This is a genomic window from Flavobacterium sp. HBTb2-11-1 (genome assembly GCF_009826975.1).
GTDB lineage: Bacteria > Bacteroidota > Bacteroidia > Flavobacteriales > Flavobacteriaceae > Flavobacterium.
This window is the reverse complement of record NZ_WUMO01000013.1, coordinates 98,653-115,938: the sequence shown is the minus strand read 5'-3', so window position 1 is coordinate 115,938 and position 17,286 is coordinate 98,653. Positions and strand designations below refer to the sequence as shown.

The following is a 17,286-nucleotide window of genomic DNA, read 5'->3' as shown; positions in this document are numbered from 1 at the left end:
CTTTTCTGTTTATTTCTTAATTTCCTGTGGCAATGTTTTTTTCTGTTCTGGCGGAATTCGCTTTTTCAGAAACAAAATCTGACCTAAGTGACTCGACTGATGTTCCATAACGTGAAACCAGCAATATTGATTTGTCCAATCATATCTTGTTTGCACTTCTGCAAACCAGGCATCGTCTCTTTTCTTCAGTTCTTCAATTGTTTTTGCTCTTACTTCATTGTAAATATCCAAATAATATTGAATATCATGACCTTTAAATTCGTCTCTTCCTCCTTGATCCAAATCTAAAGCATTTCCCCACTTTTTCTTTTCTTCTTCATTAAAATCCCTATTTTCAAAAGTAAATACCTGATAATATTTCTCGGCTGCCGCCAAATGCATAATTAAAGCTCCTATTCGGTTTGCTTCAGCATCGTGAAGATAATCGATTTCATATTGGCTCATATTTTTAACCGTTCTTTCAACTCGGGCTTTAAGATCTTCCAACATCGAAATCATATCGCCAATTTTTGGCGAAGCGCCATCAACATTTCCTATTTTAGCTTCTAATCGTGGCTTTATACCTTTTCCTTCAATAAGAACGCTATTTTTTCCATCAACACTCGATTTGTCTGATGTAATTTTATACTCTTTTACCTTAACAATCGCATCGCTAGAAATACCTTGAATCCATTTTGGGACTTCTCCATTATTTATTGGCGCTTCAAAACTTGAATTTAAAACAGTGACAGGTACATAGACACCTTTATCATTTTCGATAAAAAGTTCAAATTTGTCAAAGTAGAACTTCCCATCAAAAAGGCATAAACCACCAAAGCTTAATGATTTGCTATTTTTGTCAATTGTTCCTTCAACCGTATATGAATTCCATTCTTTAGATTTTACCGGTCTATCCCTCATATTGTCAAAAAAACCGTCTTCATCATTTTTAGTATCTACTCGTGCCCATACTCCTGCCCAAGATTTGGGTTCTGTACTTTCTACTTTTACATAAGCCGTTACTTTAAACTTTTTCTTGACATTAGTTTGAATGTCAATTGTTTGACATATCGATGTCCAGTCTGTAGAAATTGTTTTCTGAGTTTGAGCATAACCTGTGCTAAAAAACAAAGACAATAGTGGTATTATTAGTTTTTTCATTTTTTGGAAATTATAAAGTTGGGTAAATGTAAGATTGTTTTCTAAGTAATACCTTACTTTTATAAAAAATCTACACAAAAAAAACCGCATTCAGACAAAATGCGGTTTTTACTTTTTTTTCCTAAGAAACATTAGTTCGTTTTCATTGGCGGCAAATCGAAAGCCTTAGAATCATGCTCGAAGCTATTACGGTGCGCTCCATCGCAAAATGGTTTATTTGCAGAATGTCCACAACGGCAAAGTCCAAGTGCAGTTCTTCCTTGTAAACCGTAAAGTGCTCCTTCTGGATCCATAATTTCAAAATCTCCTTCAATTTTGATTGACCCGTTTTTATTGATGATTAGTTTAGTCTTGCTCATAAAATTTGTTTTTTTTCGGATGGCAAAGATTGCGAAATATATTGTCATTTATAAGTGCGAATCGTAGTTTAAACTGGTTCTATTTTATTTGGAATTCCCCAGAGGAACACAGAGGTTTTACGCAGAGATTCGCAAAGATTTATACTTATTTTGGCGAAATAATCTCGCAAAGGCAGAGACGCAAAGTTTTTTTTGAATTGCGTCCAGCTTTAGCTGGATGTAATAATATAATCATGCTACAAAATGGCTTTAAGGCGTGTGTTTGGCTAAAGCCCTAAAAGTTCATATTTCAGAACCTCCAGCTAAAGCTGGGGGCAATTCACATTAAAAATCTTTTACAATCCCTTTAATCTCTGGCAATAAAAAAACTTTGCTTCTCTCCGACTTTGCGAGAACCAAATTCAAAAAAATCTTAGCGAATCTCTGCGTTTTTTCTTCGTGCAACTCTGTGAAAATAAAAGCGAATCTCTACGTAATATTAAAATCTCAATTCTATTGCTTATTTTTGCACTCAATAAAATTGAATTATGATACAAGATCCAAAAAGATATACTATTACAGCGGCATTGCCTTACACCAACGGACCTATTCATATTGGTCACTTGGCTGGGGTCTACGTGCCTGCAGATATATATTCGAGATATTTAAGATTGCAAGGAAAAGATGTAGCATTTATCTGCGGAAGCGATGAACACGGAGTTGCAATTTCGATGAAAGCCAAAAAAGAAGGAATTACACCGCAGGAAGTTATTGATAAATATGATGGAATCATACGTAAATCGTTTGAAGATTTCGGAATTTCATTTAACAATTATTCTAGAACTTCGGCAAAAATTCATCATGATACGGCTTCAGAATTCTTTAGAACATTGTATGATAAAGGAGATTTTATTGAAGAAGTTACAGAACAATTGTACGATGCAAAAGCCAATCAGTTTTTAGCAGACCGTTTTGTGGTTGGAACTTGCCCAAGATGCGGCAATGACGGTGCTTACGGAGACCAATGCGAAAATTGCGGATCGACTTTGAACGCAACTGATTTGATTAACCCGAAATCGACAATTACAGGTGAGACTCCAGTTTTGAAAGCAACTAAACACTGGTTTTTACCTTTGGATCGTTATGATGCTTTTTTACGCGAATGGATTTTAGAAGGTCATAAAAATGATTGGAAAACCAACGTTTACGGACAAGTAAAATCTTGGATCGATGCAGGATTGGAGCCTCGTGCCGTAACACGTGATTTGGATTGGGGAATTGACGTTCCGGTTGAAGGTGCCGAAGGCAAAAAACTTTACGTTTGGTTTGATGCGCCAATTGGCTACATTTCTTCTACAAAAGAATGGGCTGCACGCGAAGGAAAAGATTGGGAACCTTATTGGAAAGATCAAGACACCAAATTGGTTCACTTTATCGGAAAAGACAATATTGTTTTCCACTGTATCATTTTCCCAGCGATGTTAAAAGCCGAAGGAAGCTATATTTTACCAGACAACGTTCCTGCAAATGAGTTCTTGAACTTGGAAGGAAACAAACTTTCTACTTCTAAAAACTGGGCAGTTTGGCTGCACGAATATTTAGAAGAATTTCCAGATAAGCAAGATGTTTTGCGTTACGCTTTAACATCCAATGCTCCTGAAACAAAAGACAATGATTTTACTTGGAAAGATTTCCAAGCTAGAAATAACAACGAATTGGTTGCCGTTTTCGGAAACTTTGTAAACCGTGTTGTGGTTTTAACCAACAAATATTACGACGGAATTATCCCGGCGCCAAACGAATTTACAGAAGTTGACGAAGCAACTTTAGCAGAATTAAAAGCGTATCCAGCTGTGATTTCAAGTTCGGTTGAGCGTTATAGATTCCGTGAAGCTTTGGGCGAATTGATGAATGTAGCTCGTTTAGGAAATAAATACTTAGCAGACGAAGAGCCTTGGAAAGTGATGAAAGACAATCCAGAACGTGTAAAAACTCAAATGTATGTAGCATTGCAAATTGCTGCTGCATTAAGCGTTTTAGCCGAACCGTTTTTACCTTTTACTGCTGCTAAACTTTCTAAAATCTTGAATTTGAAAGATCTTAAAGAGCATTTTGAAGGTTTCAGTAAATTCTTGAAAGAGAAAGATCGCGATGCAAAAGACATCATTATCGACAAAACATTAGGATGGAATGACATTTCTGAAAACTCAGATTTATTGCCTGCAGGACATAAAATTGGCGAAGCAGAATTGCTTTTCGCTAAAATCGAAGACGAAGAAATACAAAAACAAATAGATAAATTGGAAGCGACAAAAACCGCAAACATTGCTGAAAACAAACAAGCAGAACCACAAAAAGATTTAATTCAGTTTGAGGATTTTGCAAAAATGGATATTCGTATCGGAACTATTTTAGAAGCTGAAAAAATGCCAAAAGCAAACAAACTTTTAGTACTTAAAGTAGATACTGGAATCGATGTTCGTACCATTGTTTCAGGAATTGCTGAAAGTTTTTCTCCAGAAGAAATTATCGGAAAACGAGTTTCTGTATTAGCCAACTTGGCTCCAAGAGCTTTGCGCGGTGTTGAAAGCCAAGGAATGATCTTGATGACAACCAATGCAGAAGGAAAACTGGTTTTTGTAAATCCAGATGCTGATGCGCCGAATGGGGCTACAGTAAACTAAAGATTTATATATTTATAAATTGCGTGAGTCAATTAAAATTTAATTGATTCACGCATTTTATTTTTAAACTATACACCAAAAAACTTGAAAAAATAAACTAAAAATGAAACTCACCAAACCAAGATTAGCCCTAATCTGCGGTATACTCTGCATATCTATTTTTCCGATATTGGTAAAACTACGTTTAACACCAGGATTAATTTCGGCATTTTACCGAATGTTTTTTGCTGTTTTACTTTTACTGCCTTATGTTATTTTTAGCGGAAACTTTAAATTGCCAAAACTAAAATTTGCCCTTTTGGCTGCGCTTTGCGGTGTTTTATTTTCATCTGATGTTGCGGTTTGGAATATCGCCATTCAGGAATCAAGCGCTACACAGGCTTCTCTGCTGACCAATTTATCTCCAGTTTGGGTTGGCGTGGGTTCTTTTTTCTTTTTGAAAGCAAAACCTGCAACTAATTTCTGGATTGGAACCTTGGTTGCTTTATTCGGAATGGTAACTTTGGTTGGTTTTGAATTTTTTATCGATTTAAACTTTGATAAAGCATTTCTATTTGCCGTTTTGTCTGGCATTCTGTATTCCATTTATCTTTTGGTCAGCAAAAATGTGCTTTCAGAAGTCGATGTTCTTTCGTTTATGACCATTAGTTTATTCGCTTCGAGCATCTATTTAGGAATTTTATGTTATGCATTGGGCGAGCCTTTTACCGGATTTTCAAATGCAGGCTGGTTTGTTCTCGTGCTTCAAGCTGTTATTTGCCAATTGTGCGCTTGGCTTTCGATAAGTTATGCTACGCAACACATGCGCGCAACGAGAGTTTCATTAAGTTTATTGAGTCAAGCTGTAATTACCTCCATTTTGGCTTGGTTGTTTTTGGAAGAACAAATAACTTTACAGATGGTTTTCGGCGGAATCATTCTCCTTTTCGGAATCCGAATTACTTTTTACGATAAAACAATTTCTTTGAAAGGGCTTTTTTCTAAAGATTAAATAATAAGGTTTCACGCAGATTACACAGATTTAAGCAGATTCTAAAAAATCATTTTAATTCTTAATAATCTATGGCAAAAAAAATCTCGCAGATTCAGCAGATTGAGCAGATTTATTTTTTTAAACATGAATAATCATTTAATCTGTGGCTAAAAAATTTGTGCAATTTGCGTAATTTGTGGTTAAAAAAGTCTCGCGCAGATTGAGTAGATAATTTTTTAAATCCCAATATCCCGATAGCTATCGGGAGTGGCAAAAAAATTAGTGTAATTCGTGAATTGCTTCGCCTGTTCGCTATCGCTCGGGTCGTGGCAAAAAACAAACCTGAAACAAAAAAACACTTGAAACAAAAACACCATGTTACATAAAACTAAAATACCAAACCTAAAAGTTATCGCATTTGATGCCGATGATACTTTGTTTGTAAACGAACCATACTTCCAAGAAACCGAACATAAATTTTGCGCTTTGATGGAAGATTATCTTTCGCATCAAGGCATTTCGCAAGAATTATTTAAAATAGAAATTGCCAATCTGCCTTTGTACGGTTACGGAATCAAAGGCTATATTCTTTCGATGATTGAAGCTGCGATGAATATTTCGAATAATACCATTCCGATGGAAGTCATTGAAAAAATCATTCAATACGGAAAAGAATTATTAGAAAAGCCAATCGAATTATTGGACGGAATCGAAGAAACTCTTGAAGCTTTAAAAGGCAAATACAAGTTGGTCGTAGCGACAAAAGGCGATTTAAAAGATCAGCACAGTAAATTGCATCGTTCTGGTTTAGGGCATTATTTTCATCATATCGAAGTAATGTCAGACAAACAAGAAATCGATTATCAGAAACTTTTAGGCCGTTTAGATATTGAGCCACACGAATTTTTGATGATCGGAAACTCATTAAAATCAGATGTTCTTCCAGTTTTAGGAATTGGCGGTTATGCCGTTCATATTCCGTTTCACACGACTTGGGAACACGAAAAAATTAATCACACTATAGAACACGAGCATTTTAGTTCATTTGAAACTATTGCAGAAGTGGTTCCGAATTTATTATAATGAAAACACTTTTTGACCTAGAAAATTGGAATAGAAAAGAGCATTTTGCCCATTTTAAACAAATGGATGAACCTTTTTTTGGTGTAACGGTAGAAATTGATTGTACAAAAGCGTATCAAAGCGCAAAAAGCATCAATGCTTCTTTTTTTATTTTTTATTTGCATAAAACTTTGGCTGCAGTAAATGCCATTGAAAATTTTAGATACCGAATTTCTGGAGATCAGATTTACATCAACGATCGAGTAGATGCCTCTGCAACTATTGGACGTGAAGATGGTACTTTCGGATTTTCATTAATTGAATATCACCCAGATTTTAAAACATTCGAGCAAATCGCATTAACCGAAATCGAGCGCATTCAAAATACAACTGGACTTTTCACCAGAGCTTTTGATGATGATAATCTGATTCATTTCTCGGCAATTCCGTGGCTGAATTTCAGTTCGATCACCCATGCTCGCAGTTTTACATACCCAGACAGCTGTCCAAAAATTTCTTTTGGAAAAATGATGGTTTCTGAAACGGGAAAAAGAACTATGTCAATGGCGGTGTATGTGCATCATGGTTTAATGGACGGAATGCACGTTGGTCAATTTGTAGATCTTTTTCAAGAGCTTATGAATCAATAAAATAAGCGGAATGATTTTTGCGCCAAAAAACATATGAAACGAATTTTCCTTTTTTTGTTTTTAATCTCCAGTACTGTTGTGCTAAGTCAGACAGTGCTGACTTCTTATACAATAGATTTAAAAAATAAAATAAAGCAATCCGAAATCATGACTGGCGAAAATACCGCTACTCACGATGTATTTGTTTTTGCAGCAAGCGCAGACAGCCTTTCTATATTAAAATACAATAGCGCTTTATTCTTACGAGACAAATTTGTTACTTCTCGTCAGTACACTGAAAACAGATCTTTGATGGGATACAGCTTTAGCGAAGACGGAAATCCGACTTTGTACTGGTTTTCGGAAGAAGAAAAAACAATCATTCTGATTAAATATTATCTGGAAAACAAAACATCTAGAGCATTAAAATTTCAAATTCCGCTTGAAGAGAATTATCTCTTAACGCAATATCAAAAAGACAACAATTTCTATTTATTGATACAAAGCAAAACAAAACAGGCTTTGACTGCTTTTGTTTTTAAAAACGGAATGGCTGAAGAAAGATTTCTTGATTTCAGCTCCTTCAAATTCATAGACCGAAAAACCCTGCCGAAAACATTCAACCAAATTTTGAATGAAAATCCGATTGAGAAAATGGATTCTGGCGAGTACAATCCGTTATATAAAGTAAGTGCAAAAAGCAAACTTTACACACTTCCCAACCGTTTGATTCTAACTTTAGACCAAAGCTTTAGAAAAACACAATTGTTTGACATTAATTTAGAAAATCAGCAAATAATAGAGAAGACGTTTATGAAACCTGTTGGAGAGAAAAATCCAAAAACGTCTAACTCTTATTATCATGAAAACAAATTATATCAGATCAATGTTAACGCTGATGAACTCTTGTTTGACATAAAAGATTATGAATCTGGCGAATCTATAAAATCATTTGCCGTCACCAAAAAAGATACGATTCGTTTTGGCAATTCTCCTTTGCTTATGCAGATTGAGGATCGTCCACCGAAACAATTAAAAAATACAGCAAAGTTTTTAAAAGCATTATCTTCTCTTGATGCAGGTCTTTCAGTTTATAAAAATCAAAAAAATCTCTTTATCACTTTGGGAGGTTCGGGCAGCGATTTAAAATCGATTTCTATGAACGGTTTTAACTTTAATGACCCTTTTGGCGATTTCCCTTCAAACAGTTATTACAATATGGAGACGAACTATTCTGTTTTTTTCGAAAGCATCTGGACCAAAAAATTAGAATTAACTCAAGCAACACATGAACCTTTTGCTGCTGATAAAGTCTACTATTTTTTAGATTCCCATAAAGAAGCTGTACTTTCTAGCACACTTAAGTTAAATAACTACATTATTTTAAGTTATTACGACATTGCTGCGAAACAACTTGTTTTGCGCAAATTTGCCGACGGATTTGATCAAACAAATTAACTATCAACAACTTACCATAAATTCCCTGCATTTACAGGTCTTTCCTTATTCTTTAATTTTTTGCTAATAGTCTTATTTTAATACTTTTTTGGCTTTTAAAGAAAGTTTTTACCTACAATTTATTGTTGTTTTGGGCAAAAATTTAAAATTAAAAAATAATGAGAAAAGTTGTAATGACTCTTGCATTTGCCCTAGCGTTAACTGGAGTACATGCGCAAACAGAAAGCAATAATGCTTATAATAAATGGTCTATAGATTTAGGCGCAGGTTTTAATAAACCGCAACGACCATTTAGTGATGGATATTCTACAAATACTGTAAGTCCGTGGACAGGAGATTTAGGGGTTCGCTACATGTTAAACAACAAATTTGGTTTGAAAGCTGATTTTGGATACAACAGCTTTACTGCAAAAGGTAGCTCTATCGATTTTGATTCAAAATACTATAGAGTAGATTTACAAGCTGTAGCCAACTTAGGCCGCATCATGAATTTTGAAACTTGGACAAACACAATTGGTTTATTAGGACATGCTGGTTTTGGTTATGGTCAGTTAAGAAGCGATAATTTTAAAGGAGCAGATGAAGTAGGTAACTTTATTGCTGGTATTACTGGACAAATAAGATTATCAGACAGAGTGGCTTTAACGGGTGACTTCTCAACTATTTTAAATGCATCACAAGATCGTACTTTTGACGGAGTGTATGTTGCTGAAAACAGAGGCTTTTCTGGATTGATTTTTAACGGAACTGTTGGTTTAAACATTTACTTAGGTAAAAACACAAAACATGCTGACTGGACTGTAATTTCAAATGATGGCAATACTACTGATATTTCTGCTTTAGAAAGTAAAGTAGCAGATCTTGAAACGCAAATTAAAAACAAACCGGCGCAAAAAGAAGTGATTATCGAAAAACAAGTAGGTTCATCACAACCAAATGACAATGAGTTAATCAGAAAGATGATTAATGATAAGTATTTCAGTGTTTACTTCGATTTCAACAAAACAACTCCAATTGAAAACTCTACTGCTGCGATTGATGTAGTTTTAAATTACTTAAGAAAAAACCCTTCTGCATCTCTTGACCTTGTTGGTTATGCTGATCAAGTTGGAAAAGCTGAGTACAACGAAAAACTATCTAAGGCTAGAGCAACAAACGTTAAAACTATTTTTGAAAAAGCTGGAATTGCTTCTTCTCGTTTAAATGTTGTTGCTGAAGGTGCAGATACATCAATCCAAAAAGATTCTGAAGAAGCTAGAAGATTGGCAAGAAGAGTTACCTTTATTGTAAAATAATTATATTTTAAGTTAATTGTAATGGCCCTTAAGAAAAAAATCTTAAGGGCTTTTTTTATTGCCTATTTCTAAAATAATATGAATTACATTTTTTTAATCCAGTTCCTTTTCATAAAATAAATCCCATTTAATTCTACTTAGAGTTGATCCAAAGTCTAATGTTTTCGAGCTTTTGAAAAAATGAAATGAATATTTTTTCTTAATTTTACAAAAAAGACACATATCATGCTATCAAAAAATATTGAATCGGCTTTAAACAAGCAAATCCGCATAGAAGCAGAATCTTCACAAACTTATCTTTCTATGGCTTGTTGGGCTGAAGTGCAAGGATTAGAGGGAATTGCTCAATTCATGTATACACAGTCAGATGAAGAGCGTGCACACATGCTTAAATTGGTTAAGTATGTAAACGAACGCGGAGGACATGCTCAAGTAACAGATCTTAAAGCACCAAAAACAACTTATACTACTTTTAAAGAAATGTTTGAGGAGCTTTACAATCATGAACTTTTTGTTTCTAAATCTATCAACGAATTAGTGCACATTACTTTTGAAGAAAGAGATTATGCAACACACAATTTCTTGCAATGGTACGTTTCTGAACAAATAGAAGAAGAGGCTACTGCTAAATCTATCTTAGACAAAATCAACTTAATTGGTGACGATAAAGGCGGACTGTATTTGTTTGATCGTGATATCCAGCAGTTAACAGTTACGAGTTCAATCGCTATCAATCCTAAATAAAAAAGTTAAAGTTTATTTAGAATATTTAAAAATAACTTTTTTGGTTTATATTTGTCTCTGTTTTTAAAATTCAGAGGAAAAGTGAGCAAGAAAGAAAAAGACAAGGACAAAAAAAAGGATAAAAAGAAAAAGAAAAACAAAGATATCCTTGATAAAATTAAGAAGATCGAGAACTGTAAATCTTCTTGCTGTGAGAAATATAAAAAGAGCGAAAAGAAACGCTGCTCACGATGTCCTATGTTCGATCTATTCAAAAAAACTGCTTAACGCGATATAGAAAAACCCATCAGATTTCTCTGGCGGGTTTTTTAGTTTTAAATTGCAGTCTATTTTTGACTTTTAAAATCCATTATGAAAAACAGCATAACAATTCCCAAATCTAGTCTTGACTTCTTGGTTCAGCTAAAAGCAAACAATAATAAACCATGGTTTGAAGAGCATAAATCGCAATATTTGATAGAACTTAATCACATTGAGAATTTTGCAGGCGCTTTACTAAAAGAACTTTCCAAAACGGATGTTTTAGAAAATACTTCTGGTAAAAAAAGTGTTTACAGAATCTATCGAGATATTCGTTTTTCTAAAGATAAAACTCCTTTTAAGACATTTTGGGGTGGAAGTTATACGCGGGCAACTGCTGCAAGACGCGGCGGTTATTATTTTCATCTGGAAAAAGGAAATAGTTTTTTTGCGGGCGGATTTTGGGGACCAAATGCTGCCGATTTAAAACGAATAAGAACCGAATTTGCTCAAGATCCAGAAACCTTTCAGGAAATACTGAATTCTGAATCTTTCAAAAGCAACTTTGGCACTTTGCAAGGAGAACAGCTCAAAACAAAACCAAAAGGTTTTGATGCGGATCATCCTGCCATTGATTTGCTTCGTTTCAAACAATTTTTGGTCATAAAACGTTTTACTGACGAAGAAGTATTGAGTCCGCAATTTTTAGAACTTGCTTTAGATGCTTTCAAAAACATGAGACCCTTTTTCGATTACATGAGCGAAGTCCTTACGACTGATGCTAATGGGGTTTCGATACTTTAGTCTCATTCATAAGAAACAAACCCAACAGGTTTTTAAAACCTGTCGGGTTTAAACAACAATGTTCTTTAAAGCGTTATTTACTCAACAGTAAAATTTCATTTACAACCACTTCGGTTATATAGCGTTTTTCTCCGTTTTTATCATCGTAGCTTCTGTGTGTCAATTTTCCTTCAACAGCAACTTCTTTCCCTTTCACAACAAACTTTTCGATAATTTCTGCTGTTTTCCCCCAAGCTGTTATTCTATGCCATTCGGTTTGTTCTACTTTTTCTCCTTTTTCATTTTTGTAATAATCCTTTGTTGCAATTGTGATGTGTGCAAGCTTTCTTCCGTTTTCTAATGTTTTAACTTCTGGATCGTTTCCTACATTCCCAATTAATTGTACTCTGTTTTTCATGGCGTATATTATTTAAGTGTTATTATTAATGTGAACTGTTTTTCAAATTCAACATGGCAAAGATGCGAACTCTCAGCATTGACAGTCGGTTATTAACTATTTACTATCGACTGTAACTATTTGTAAACGTTTGTAAATGGAATTTGTTTTTTGTATATTTGAGATAAATCTTACGATATGCAGGCAAAAATTAAAAAAGTAGAGTTAAGAAACCTTGAAATTGAGGACTATAGACAGTTAAAGAAATCAATGATTGAATCGTATCCAGAAATGGCCGATTCGTATTGGGGATCTGACGACATAGAAAGACTTCTTTCTATTTTTCCGGAAGGACAGCTGGTGATTTTGGTTGACGGAAAAGTGGTCGGCTCTGCCCTATCTCTTATTGTTGATGAAAAGTTGGTAGAAAAAAGACATAACTATCAGCAAATTAGTGGAAATTACACCTTCTCTACTCACAATCCGAATGCGGAAATTTTATACGGAATAGATGTATTTATTCACCCAAATTATAGAGGCTTGCGTTTGGGGCGCCGATTATATGATGCCAGAAAAGAACTTTGCGAACAGCTGAATTTAAAAGCGATTGTTTTTGCGGGAAGAATCCCGAATTATAGAGAACACGCCAAAAAACTCTCTCCAAAAGCATATATAGAAAAAGTACGCACCAAAGAACTGTACGATCCGGTTCTTTCTTTTCAGCTGAGCAATGATTTCCACGTTTTAAGAATCCTTAAAAATTATTTGGAAGGAGATGAAGAATCGAAAGAGTTTGCGGTTTTGCTGGAATGGAACAATATTTACTATGATGACAGTCCAAAACTAATTAACGTTAAGAAGGAAATTATCCGTTTAGGATTGATTCAGTGGCAGATGCGCCCGTTGAATAATGTCGAAGCACTTTTTGAGCAAGCCGAATTTTTTATTGATGCGGTTTCGGGTTATGGTTCTGATTTTGCCTTATTTCCAGAATTGTTTACTGCGCCTTTAATGGCCGATTATAATCATTTATCTGAAGCAGAAGCCATTCGCGAATTGGCTCGCCATACTGATCCCATTCGTAAACGTTTCCAAGAATTTGCCATTTCATACAACATTAACATTATTACAGGAAGTATGCCTTATGTCGAAGGCGGAAATCTCTATAATGTTGGATTTTTGTGCAAAAGAGACGGAACTTCAGAAATGTATACCAAAATCCATATCACGCCAAACGAAGTTATACATTGGGGAATGAAAGGCGGATCTCAATTTAAAACGTTTGACACCGATTGCGGTAAAATCGGAATTCTAATCTGTTATGATGTTGAGTTTCCAGAACTTTCTAGACTTTTGGCAGATGAAGGAATGGATATTTTGTTTGTGCCGTTTTTGACCGATACCCAAAATGGCTATACTCGTGTAAAACATTGTTCGCAAGCGCGCGCCATCGAAAATGAGTGTTATGTAGCCATAGCAGGTTGCGTTGGAAATCTTCCGAAAGTAAACAATATGGATATTCAATATGCACAATCATCTGTATTTACGCCATCCGATTTTGCTTTTCCAAGTAACGGAATCAAAGCAGAAGCAACACCAAATACAGAAATGACGCTTATTGTTGATGTTGATTTAACATTGCTAAAGGAGCTTCATGAACATGGAAGTGTAAAAACATTAAAAGACAGAAGATCTGACCTTTACGAAATTAAAAAATTGAATTCATGAAAACATGCCTCGAATGCTCAGCCAAAATTTTCGGCCGAGAAGACAAGAAATTCTGCTCCGACAGTTGTCGCAATGCCTACAATAACAAAATAAATAAAGATAGTACGAATTTCATGCGAAATATAAACAACAAGTTACGCAAAAATTACCGTATTTTGGCAGAGTTAAATGTGGATGGAAAATCTAAAGCTTCTCGAGACAAATTACTAACAAAAGGATTTGATTTTGAGTTCTTTACAAACATTTTACAGACCAAGACAGGAAATACATATTATTTCTTGTACGATCAAGGCTATCGTTCCTTGGACAACGATTATTTTATGCTTGTTAAAAAAGAAATATAGTTAGTATTAATTTACCATGAGAAAAAACCCCACCTCAATTCTAGCCATAGTCTGCGTTTTAGCTTTACTTGGCATTATATACGCCACGATGATGCCGCAAGGAATCTCTAAGGACGACGAAGCGCTTGCTGAATTTTCAACCGAGAGAGCCTTAAATCAAGTCGAAATTATGGCACAAAAACCGCACTATGTCGGATCGACCAATCACGAACTTGTTGCAAATTATCTTAAACTAGAATTAAACAGAATCGGATTAGAAACGAGTGTTCAGGAAGGTTTTACTCTAAATGATAAAGGTCTTTTGGTAAAGTCAAAAAATATTTTGGCTCGCATTAAAGGAACAAACAATACAAAAGCGCTTTTACTTCTTTCTCATTATGACAGTGCCCCGCACTCTTTCTCAAAAGGTGCAAGCGACGATGCTTCTGGCGTTGCTACAATTTTAGAAGGTGTACGCGCCTTTTTATACTCAAAACATCCTCAAAAAAACGATATAATCATACTATTTTCTGATGCCGAAGAATTAGGATTAAATGGAGCAGCTTTATTTGTAAACAAACATCCTTGGGCAAAAGACGTTGGTTTAGTTTTAAACTTTGAAGCGAGAGGAACTTCTGGCCCAAGCTATATGCTGATGGAAACCAATAAAGGAAATCAGGCTTTGGTTGAGGAATTTACTAAAGCAAAGCCTTCTCATCCTGTTTCAAATTCTTTGATGTATAGCATTTACAAAATGCTTCCAAATGATACTGATTTAACAGTTTTTAGAGAACAAGGAAATATTCAAGGATTCAATTTTGCATTTATTGATGGGCATTTCAACTACCACACACAGCAAGATGATGTACAGCATTTAAATAAAACTACATTGGCGCATCAAGGCACTTACATCATGCCTTTGCTGAAATACTTTACCAACATTGATTTAAACCAGACAGAATCTACAGAAGATAATGTTTATTTCAGTGCTCCTTTTACTTTCATCAGTTATCCGTTTACATGGGTAATGCCAATGACGATGATTGCTTTTGGATTATTAGTTCTCTTCATTTTTGTCGGAAAAGTAAAAAGAATCATCACTTTCACAGAAATATTCAAAGGTTTTGTTCCTCTTTTAGGATCCATTATAATTGCTGGCTTGGTTACTTTTTTAGGATGGAAACTTATTCTCGAAATTTATCCGCAGTACTCTGATCTTCTCAACGGATTTACTTATAATGGTCATGCTTACATTGGCGCTTTTGTAACGTTAAGCATCGCTATTTGCTTTGCTTTCTACCATCATTTCTCTGAAGCGAAAACTACTATGAACCATTTTGTGGCTCCCTTGCTGCTTTGGATTATCATTAACGCATTTTTAGCCAACAGCTTAACGGGTGCTGGCTTCTTAATTATTCCTGTTTATTTCGGAATATTGCTATTCGGAATATTTGTGTTTACTCAACATTACAGTCTGGGAATGAATCTGCTTTTTAGTATTCCAGCTTTGGCTATTATTGCTCCTTTTATTGTAATGTTCCCAATTGGTCTTGGACTTAAAATATTATATGGAAGCGCAGTTTTAACCGTTTTACTGTTCGGTTTGTTATTGCCTATATTTGGAGCTTTCGCTAAAAAAGGAGCTTGGATTGTGGTTTTCTTTATCACTTCAATTGCATTTTTCGTTTATGCAGGATATCATTCAGGTTACGAATATGGCAAAGCCAAGTCAAATAGCTTATTATATGTTTACAACGCCGATAACAATTCTGCTGTTTGGACAACTTATGATACGAATTTGGACGAATGGACTAAATCCTATTTAGGCGAGAAAAACCAAAAAGCAGTTGGATTGAATACGCTTCCGCTAACCAGCAAATACAATACAACATTTACATACAGCGCTATTGCTCCAGTTGTTGAAGTTCCAAAACCTACAATTCAGTTTTTAAGAGACAGCGTTATTGGAAATAATAGATATTTGAAAATTAAGATTACTCCAAACAGAAAAGTAAATCGTTATGACATTTTTGCCAACCCAAAAATGACTTTTTACAACTTTAAGGCAAATGGAGTTGCCACTTCGGGAGAAAAAACAAATCGACTTGAACGTGAAGGTTCAAAAATATTATGTTACTATGTTGTAGGCAATGAACCACTTGAAATGGAATTCTATATCAACAAATCGTCTGTTTTTGATATGGATTTAATTGAAAGTTCGTTCGATTTAATGAGCAATCCGCTATTAAATGTTAAGCCAAGAGAAAATTGGATGATGCCAACACCGTTTGTATTGAATGATGCTGTTATGATTCAGCAGAAAATCAAACGATACACACCGCCGGTAAAACCGATTGAGCCTGTCGTGACTCCAACAGATAGTTTGGCTGTTCCAAAAGACAGCATTAAGACCGTTACACTACCACAACCTTAAAAGCTAAAACTAAGCTATGGCAACAAATGTTTCTACAATATTTTTGAATGCACCAGCAGAAAAAGTCTGGAACGCATTAACAAAACCAGAATTAGTTAAACAATGGCAATACGGAAGCGATTTAATCACTGATTGGAAAATTGGTCATGAAATACGATTTCGAAATGAATGGGAAGGTCAAGTTTTTGAACAATGGGGTACAGTTTTAGAAGTTATTCCAAATCAGAAAATCAAATATTCTCTATTTTTCCCTCGACCAGGATTTGAAGACAAACCAGAGAATTATTTTATAATGCATTATGTTTTGACTGAAGAAAATCAGAAAACAAAACTCGAAATAATTCAAGAAGATAATCGTCCAGGAGCCGTTCAGGAAGAACCGCAGGGAGAAGAAAATCCAATTCTACAAGCATTAAAAGCTGTAGTAGAATCTTAAAATAAGGTTCAAAGGTACAAAAACTAAAAAAACACTATTGCATAGTGCTTTTTTAGTTTTTAGATATGTTGAGAAACCTTTGAACCTTTGAACCTTTGTTACTTTGAACCTTTGCACCAAAAATTAGCACGCACATTCAATTTTCAAACCTTGCTTTTCGCCTTTTGTGCCTTCGGTTGCGTATCCGTCTATTTTCCACCATTCTAGACCCCCTATCAATTCTTTAACTTTAAATCCAAGTTTTGTCATATTCAAAGCGCCTTTTGTAGAAGCATTACAGCCGATTCCTGTACAATATGTCACGTACAAAACGTCTTTATCTAAATGCTGTGTCGTTTCTAAATTCATTTCGCGATGCGGAATATTAATCGCATTCGGAATATGTTCTTCATCGTAACCAAAAGCTCTTCTAGCATCGATTACAATAATTTTTTCGCCGTTGTTTAAAGCTTCAAATAAATCGGATGGATCCATTTCAAAAGCTAACTTGTTTTCATAATGTTTAATTTGTGCTTCCATTTTAATTGTGTTTTTATTGATTTTATTTTCCAAAAGTAGAAGATGATTTCATGCCATAAAAACGAAAAGATTTCATCAACAGCATTACTTTTTTTCATGCAAA

The 17,286-nt window shown here is 34.8% G+C and carries 16 protein-coding genes; 12 read left to right on the top strand and 4 right to left on the bottom strand.

The annotated features are described in order from the left end of the window. Positions 1-9: 9 nt before the first annotated feature. Positions 10-1,140, bottom strand: a complete 1,131-nt coding sequence (locus GR162_RS21490; protein WP_160783801.1) for a DinB family protein — start codon at positions 1,138-1,140, stop codon at positions 10-12. Positions 1,141-1,271: 131 nt separating this feature from the next. Next, on the bottom strand, positions 1,272-1,499 hold the full coding sequence (locus tag GR162_RS21485; RefSeq protein WP_008465523.1) for a CDGSH iron-sulfur domain-containing protein: 228 nt from the start codon (positions 1,497-1,499) through the stop codon (positions 1,272-1,274). A 527-nt stretch (positions 1,500-2,026) separates the two neighbouring features. Between GR162_RS21485 and metG the strand changes: the two genes are divergently transcribed. From metG to GR162_RS21445, 8 genes are all read left to right on the top strand, one after another. After that, the gene (metG, locus tag GR162_RS21480; RefSeq protein WP_160783800.1) at positions 2,027-4,162 is read left to right on the top strand and encodes a methionine--tRNA ligase; all 2,136 of its coding nucleotides are present in this window, start codon (positions 2,027-2,029) and stop codon (positions 4,160-4,162) included. Between the two features lie 103 nt (positions 4,163-4,265). Continuing rightward, positions 4,266-5,153, top strand: coding sequence for a DMT family transporter (locus tag GR162_RS21475; protein WP_160783799.1), 888 nt, complete (start codon positions 4,266-4,268; stop codon positions 5,151-5,153). Between the two features lie 357 nt (positions 5,154-5,510). Further along, positions 5,511-6,218, top strand: a complete 708-nt coding sequence (locus tag GR162_RS21470; RefSeq protein WP_111368138.1) for an HAD family hydrolase — start codon at positions 5,511-5,513, stop codon at positions 6,216-6,218. Next, on the top strand, positions 6,218-6,847 hold the full coding sequence (locus tag GR162_RS21465) for a chloramphenicol acetyltransferase (RefSeq protein ID WP_160783798.1): 630 nt from the start codon (positions 6,218-6,220) through the stop codon (positions 6,845-6,847). The genes GR162_RS21470 and GR162_RS21465 overlap by 1 nt, the downstream gene beginning before the upstream one ends. Before the next feature lie 33 nt (positions 6,848-6,880). Then, entirely contained in the window at positions 6,881-8,284 is a 1,404-nt protein-coding gene (locus GR162_RS21460; protein WP_160783797.1) for a hypothetical protein, read from the top strand. 158 nt (positions 8,285-8,442) lie between these two features. Next, a complete protein-coding gene (locus tag GR162_RS21455) occupies positions 8,443-9,579 on the top strand; it encodes an OmpA family protein (protein ID WP_160783796.1) in 1,137 nt (378 codons plus the stop codon). A gap of 225 nt (positions 9,580-9,804) precedes the next feature. Then, positions 9,805-10,323: a ferritin gene (locus tag GR162_RS21450; RefSeq protein ID WP_160783795.1), complete on the top strand. Its 519-nt coding sequence runs from the start codon at positions 9,805-9,807 to the stop codon at positions 10,321-10,323. A gap of 351 nt (positions 10,324-10,674) precedes the next feature. Beyond that, positions 10,675-11,367 carry a DUF2461 domain-containing protein gene (locus GR162_RS21445; protein WP_160783794.1) on the top strand — a complete coding sequence of 231 codons (693 nt, stop codon included), beginning with the start codon at positions 10,675-10,677 and terminating at the stop codon, positions 11,365-11,367. Between the two features lie 73 nt (positions 11,368-11,440). Here the strand turns inward: GR162_RS21445 and GR162_RS21440 are convergent, their stop codons facing one another. After that, positions 11,441-11,764, bottom strand: coding sequence for a single-stranded DNA-binding protein (locus GR162_RS21440; protein ID WP_008465543.1), 324 nt, complete (start codon positions 11,762-11,764; stop codon positions 11,441-11,443). A gap of 177 nt (positions 11,765-11,941) precedes the next feature. Between GR162_RS21440 and GR162_RS21435 the strand changes: the two genes are divergently transcribed. Genes GR162_RS21435 through GR162_RS21420 form a run of 4 tightly spaced genes read left to right on the top strand, consistent with a single transcriptional unit; the run spans position 11,942 to position 16,664 of the window. Next, positions 11,942-13,471: a bifunctional GNAT family N-acetyltransferase/carbon-nitrogen hydrolase family protein gene (locus GR162_RS21435; protein WP_008465544.1), complete on the top strand. Its 1,530-nt coding sequence runs from the start codon at positions 11,942-11,944 to the stop codon at positions 13,469-13,471. Further along, entirely contained in the window at positions 13,468-13,815 is a 348-nt protein-coding gene (locus GR162_RS21430) for a hypothetical protein (protein ID WP_008465546.1), read from the top strand. Before GR162_RS21435 ends, GR162_RS21430 begins: the two co-directional genes overlap by 4 nt. 16 nt (positions 13,816-13,831) lie before the next feature. Continuing rightward, the gene (locus GR162_RS21425) at positions 13,832-16,228 is read left to right on the top strand and encodes a M28 family peptidase (RefSeq protein WP_202393983.1); all 2,397 of its coding nucleotides are present in this window, start codon (positions 13,832-13,834) and stop codon (positions 16,226-16,228) included. A gap of 16 nt (positions 16,229-16,244) precedes the next feature. Then, entirely contained in the window at positions 16,245-16,664 is a 420-nt protein-coding gene (locus tag GR162_RS21420; RefSeq protein ID WP_160783793.1) for an SRPBCC family protein, read from the top strand. Positions 16,665-16,787: 123 nt separating this feature from the next. Here the strand turns inward: GR162_RS21420 and GR162_RS21415 are convergent, their stop codons facing one another. Next, positions 16,788-17,183 (bottom strand): rhodanese-like domain-containing protein, encoded by a 396-nt coding sequence (locus GR162_RS21415; RefSeq protein WP_026727436.1) that lies wholly within the window; start codon positions 17,181-17,183, stop codon positions 16,788-16,790. Positions 17,184-17,286: the final 103 nt, after the last annotated feature.